A 4,840-nucleotide genomic window follows, 5' to 3' on the forward strand; every position below is an offset into this window, starting at 1 on the left:
GGGAGCTAACCCTGTCAATGCCTCTGCACGGTCGGATTCATCCCCAATCTCTCTAGCTGTAGCCAAGGCTTCGGGTAAGAGATTTTCAGGTAAATGGGGAGCTAACCCTGTCAATGCCTCTACACGGGAGGATTCATTCCCAATCTCTCTAGCTGTAGCTAAGGCTTCGGGTAAGAGATTTTCAGGTAAATGGGGAGCTAACCCTGTCAATGCCTCTACACGGTAGGATTCATTCCCAATCTCTCTAGCCGTAGCTAAGGCTTCGGGTAATAAAGTAGAGGGAAGATGGGGACTAATTGCCTTTAATCTTTCTGCTCGCTTCCCATCATCTTGATTTTGCCTCACATAAGCTAATCCCTGCGCTGGTGTCCAGATTTCATGCTGAATCAGTAAAGCCATTAATTCTGCTGGAATATTGCCCGCCAAACTATTAAGAGAAGTCGTAATCAAAGCATAACGAACCTGTAACCCCATAAACTCACTCTTGTTCTCGCTAAAATGCTCCTCCGCCAACTGCCACGCCCTAGCAATATCCTTGATAAAAACAGCAGTTTTCCCTTCCTTTTCACACTGACTATACCAGCCATTATGACCTTCTGCGGTTTCTTCCCTCAGTAATAGATGAATCTGGGCTATCTGTTGCGCCTTTTCCAAATGCCAGAGCAAATGATTATAAATGTAGCCATCATCCTCTAAACTGTGCCAGTTTGATCCCCCTAAATCCCCCTTACTAAGGGGGACTTCAACCTCATTTCCCCCCTTTTTAAGGGGGGTTAGGGGGGATCTCTTAATTTGTTTTTGATACCGACTTAAAAGCTGTTGATGTGCCTCAGTTATTGATAACCCTAACCCCGGCAATTGATAATCTGCTTGAGGATGAGAAGACGCTTGCAGCAGATTTCGGGCTAAATCATGTAACAAATCATGCACCCGATAATTAGTAATTTGTTCACTGGAAACCCCTGTTAATAATAAAGCCTTACCGCGTAAATATCTTAAAGTTTCCCTAGCTTCTTTAACCTGACAATCCCATAAAGTCGCCGCCATCTTTTCTGTAATCGTCACATCATCTGGTAAGACCCCTAACCAGATAAATTGTCGCAATCTTGCCGATTTTAACCGTTTTAAGCTGAGATTAAAAGAGGCAATTAAACTATAATGTTTTCGCTTTTCCTCATGGGGGGTATCTTCTGCATCGGCTCGATCTAATATTTCTAAATAAGCGATTTCTGCCTGTAAATCTTCTAGTAACTCATCCCAAGTAATCCCATCTTTAACTTGTGCTGCTCCCAACTCCAAGGCTAAGGGTAAATATCCCACAGTTTTCGCTAAATTTTTAGCTTGTTCTTGTTCTTTTGCTGTTAATTCACTCCCTAAATAGCCTCTTAATAAGGCTAAGGATTGAGATTCCGTCATCACATCCAAATTATAAGGAGTTGCTCCTTTAACGGGAACTTCCCTAGTGGTAACTAATAACTTACAGTTATTTCCTGCTATTTGAAAAGGTTCAATATCTCCTACATTCCAGAGGTCATCTACCACTAATAAAGCTTTTTTATCTGCTAATAAAGTCCTCAATTGTAAGGATGCTGCATCAACACTCATGGGCTTAAAGTCATAATCCCCTAACGCTTGTATCCACCCATACAAAAAGGATAAAATATCCGGTTGTTGACCTAAAGTTGCCCAGAAAATACCATCAGGAAAATAAGCTTGAACCGCTTGATCCTGTGCCAATGCCGCCGCTAAAGTCGATTTACCAATCCCTCCTAATCCATAAATCGCACTAATAACTAAAGTTCCTGTATTATCCTTTGCTTCTGATAACAAAAGTTTCTTTAAATCAATACTCACCTCTGGGCGTTCCACAAAATAACTCGGTTTAGGAGGGGCTTGATTTCGATAGGAACGAGTATTAAGATTAACTGAAATAACGGGTTTAGGTTCAGGATCAATATCATGTTTTTCTAAAATCTCACACCATTCTTGATTGTCATAAACCCTAGCCAAAGATTCAGCCTCTAAAGATGCCGGACGATCTCTAATTGGCTGTTTAGATTGTACCCCAATCACTAACCCATGACAAACAATTGCTGATCCCGATGTTCCTTGCCAAGGTGACTGATCTTCTGCTAATCTTTCTAATTGTTCATCGGTGGGTTGTATGTCTTGACTATCTTTAATATTTAATAACAAACGGTTATGAGGAACACGATTAGCCACATTAATAGTTCCCTCAATATGTAACCCTGTGGCGTAGTTTTTATCATCTTCAGAATACCGTAAAAATAGAGGAAAGCCCAAACAGTCAAATTTAACTTTTTGGGTGCTACTCGCATCAGGTAACAACCCAAAACCTACAGGATCACGAGTTTCGATAGTTTCTGGTAATTCAACTAAAGCTATATCTATATTATCGGGGGCTTTCCAAATTACTTGAGCGTCTATATCCTGCTTATCAGAATAGTTTGATGCTGATCTAAATCGTACTTTACAGTTGTTACTATTATCAAATAGATGCCGACAAGTCAACAATAAACGTCCCCCAATTCGATAGGCAGTGCCATACTTAGGGGCAACAATTTCTAAAGCGCGATCGGGTTGGAATTGGGCCATAACTTATCGGATTGATGTAACGTATTATTCTGGGATGGCGATGGGTTACGCTTCGCTAACCCATCCTACAAATTAACTGCTTTGGGGGCAAGCATTGCGTCCCTAGTGGTATAAAATTCTAATCGGGAATATCATCGCTTCCTGTCAATACAGGTTTTCTATCTTTCCCAAAGGGTTTAAGGGGAATTTTAATTCTATGGGTTATCGTATCTTTATTGGTGACACCCCCACCCATTTCTACTACCCAAAATTTCAGCCCACCTTTGCCTTCTTTCGACTGCTCAACCACAAATTGAACCTCTAATTCAATTTCACCCACTTCAAAGCGAATCTGCTCACCCTCAGCGGCTAAGATAGATTTACTCAGTTCAACCCGCAATGCTTCTAAGGTTTCCCGAAGTCCAACTTTATTGATGGCCATATTAATTCTCTAGTTATTTTTGAAGGATGCAAACAAAAACCCTTCCAATTCTATCGTTTTTCTGAAACTTTAGGGCGGACGGATTGCCTTTCTACAAATGGCATAATAGCCCAACCCGATCGCTAAGGGAAGCGCGGGTTGGGAAAAGAAATCGACCTAATATTATCTCAAGACTAAAATGACAAATTGAATTAGCATCGAGCTATTTTGCCAATACAAGGTGTCAAGATCAAACTAAGGGGCTAAACGTTGCCTTTGCCAGCTGCCATCTTCTTGACGATAATAACAGAGACGATCGTGGAGACGACTGGGGCGACCTTGCCAGAACTCGATTAAACTAGGAATTAGGCGAAAACCGCCCCAATGAGGAGGACGGGGAACTTCACGACCAGCATATTCTTCTTTTAGTTCTGCTAGGCGTTTTTCGAGGATATCCCGCCCAGAAATCACTTCACTTTGATGGGAGGCCCAGGCCCCTAAACGAGATTCCCAGGGACGGACAAAAAAGTAATTATCCGATTCCTCCTCGCTGATTTTTTCTACAGTTCCCTCAATCCTAATTTGCCGTTGCAATTCTCCCCACCAAAACACTAGGGCCGCATTGGGATTAGCGATTAATTCCTGTCCTTTGGCGCTGTGGTAGTTGGTAAAGAGAACAAAACCGTGAGGATCGAAGTCTTTCAACAATACCATGCGGGCCCGGGGTTTACCCTCCGGGGAAATAGTAGCTAAAGTCATCGCGTTGGGTTCCAATCTTCCCGAAGATACCGCCCGTTCTAGCCATTGTTTAAATACAATGAAAGGATCGGCAGATGTTTCTGACTCTAGCAATTCTTCAAGATTGTAGTCCAAGCGCAGGTCAGCGATCGATATGTCCATGGTTTTGCTTGCTAAATTCTATCCTTTGAGATCCTACAAGATTCTACAATCATGACTATCACCTCGGCCAGTGATGCGATCGCCTCTCTTTTAGAAATGGCGGAACAGGGAGAGATTGACCCCTGGGATGTGCAGGTTATCGATGTGATCGATCGCTTTTTGGCAGAATTGGGGTTATTAAATGATCTAGATTTAGCCATGGCCCAGGCTAATTTACCCCAATCGGGACAGGCTTTTTTATGGGCTTCCATGTTAGTTTTATTTAAGGCTGATACCCTAGAAAGATTGTCTTTAGACCAGCAAGAAGAAAGTCTGATTGATGAGGAAATTAGCGAGTTAGAACGGGAATTAAGAACTTTACCCCGTTATCTAGAAAATCATATTCGCCGTCGTACTGCTGCCCCACCACCGCGAAAAAGACGGGTAACTTTGCAGGAGTTAATCACTCAATTACAACAGATTGCCCTAGAGATTGAAGCTTTACCGAAACTGCCTGTAGTTGTCCCGAAACCCCGTCCCCAATCCCGACGGGAAGCGTTACAAATTATCACGGAATTAGCCCACCAAGAAAACCTGACGGAATTGGCGGCGGAACTGGACTTTTTTTTGCAGAGAAAGTTTTTTCAATTAGAGAAAAAGGAGATAGAGTTTGAGTATTTATTAGATTTATGGCAAGCAGAAAAGCCCTCTAGTCACTCGGCAACACAGGAAAAGGTGGCGATTTTTTGGGCTTTACTTTTACTGGCTTCTCAATCAAAAGTGGAATTAAAACAAGAGGATTTTTATCAGGATTTGAGTATTTCTTTAATTAGGGTCTGCTGAAAAAGTTTTTCGGTGGGGGTAGGAGTCAGGAGTCAGGAGTCAGTAGCCGGTCGTTTCAGGCTTTGTTGCCCTTGTTTTTTGTACCAAGCGATGTACTACAAG

At 42.3% G+C, this 4,840-nt stretch carries 4 protein-coding genes; 1 reads left to right on the plus strand and 3 read right to left on the minus strand.

What is annotated here, in order from left to right; all coding sequences use genetic code 11:
- The 3 genes from EWV84_RS08200 to pdxH all read right to left on the minus strand — a co-directional run.
- Positions 1-2,616 (minus strand): NB-ARC domain-containing protein (locus EWV84_RS08200; protein ID WP_287077606.1); only part of this gene is annotated, 2,616 nt, incomplete at its 3' end.
- 118 nt (positions 2,617-2,734) lie between these two features.
- Entirely contained in the window at positions 2,735-3,037 is a 303-nt protein-coding gene (locus EWV84_RS08205; protein ID WP_287077607.1) for a trypco2 family protein, read from the minus strand.
- Positions 3,038-3,271: 234 nt separating this feature from the next.
- Positions 3,272-3,916, minus strand: a complete 645-nt coding sequence (gene pdxH, locus EWV84_RS08210) for a pyridoxamine 5'-phosphate oxidase (protein WP_287077608.1) — start codon at positions 3,914-3,916, stop codon at positions 3,272-3,274.
- 51 nt (positions 3,917-3,967) lie between these two features.
- Between pdxH and EWV84_RS08215 the strand changes: the two genes are divergently transcribed.
- Complete coding sequence (locus tag EWV84_RS08215) at positions 3,968-4,738, plus strand: segregation/condensation protein A (protein ID WP_286824239.1); 771 nt, start codon at positions 3,968-3,970, stop codon at positions 4,736-4,738.
- The last annotated feature ends 102 nt before the right edge of the window (positions 4,739-4,840 follow it).

Origin of the sequence: Microcystis sp. M_QC_C_20170808_M3Col (assembly GCF_007095505.1) — a bacterium.
Taxonomy (GTDB): Bacteria; Cyanobacteriota; Cyanobacteriia; order Cyanobacteriales; family Microcystaceae; genus Microcystis.

Coding starts and splice junctions, on each gene's coding strand:
- EWV84_RS08205 (WP_287077607.1), bottom strand. CDS start 3,037: ATGGCCATCAATAAAGTTGGACTTCGGGAAACCTTAGAAGCATTGCGG.
- pdxH (WP_287077608.1), bottom strand. CDS start 3,916: ATGGACATATCGATCGCTGACCTGCGCTTGGACTACAATCTTGAAGAA.
- EWV84_RS08215 (WP_286824239.1), top strand. CDS start 3,968: ATGACTATCACCTCGGCCAGTGATGCGATCGCCTCTCTTTTAGAAATG.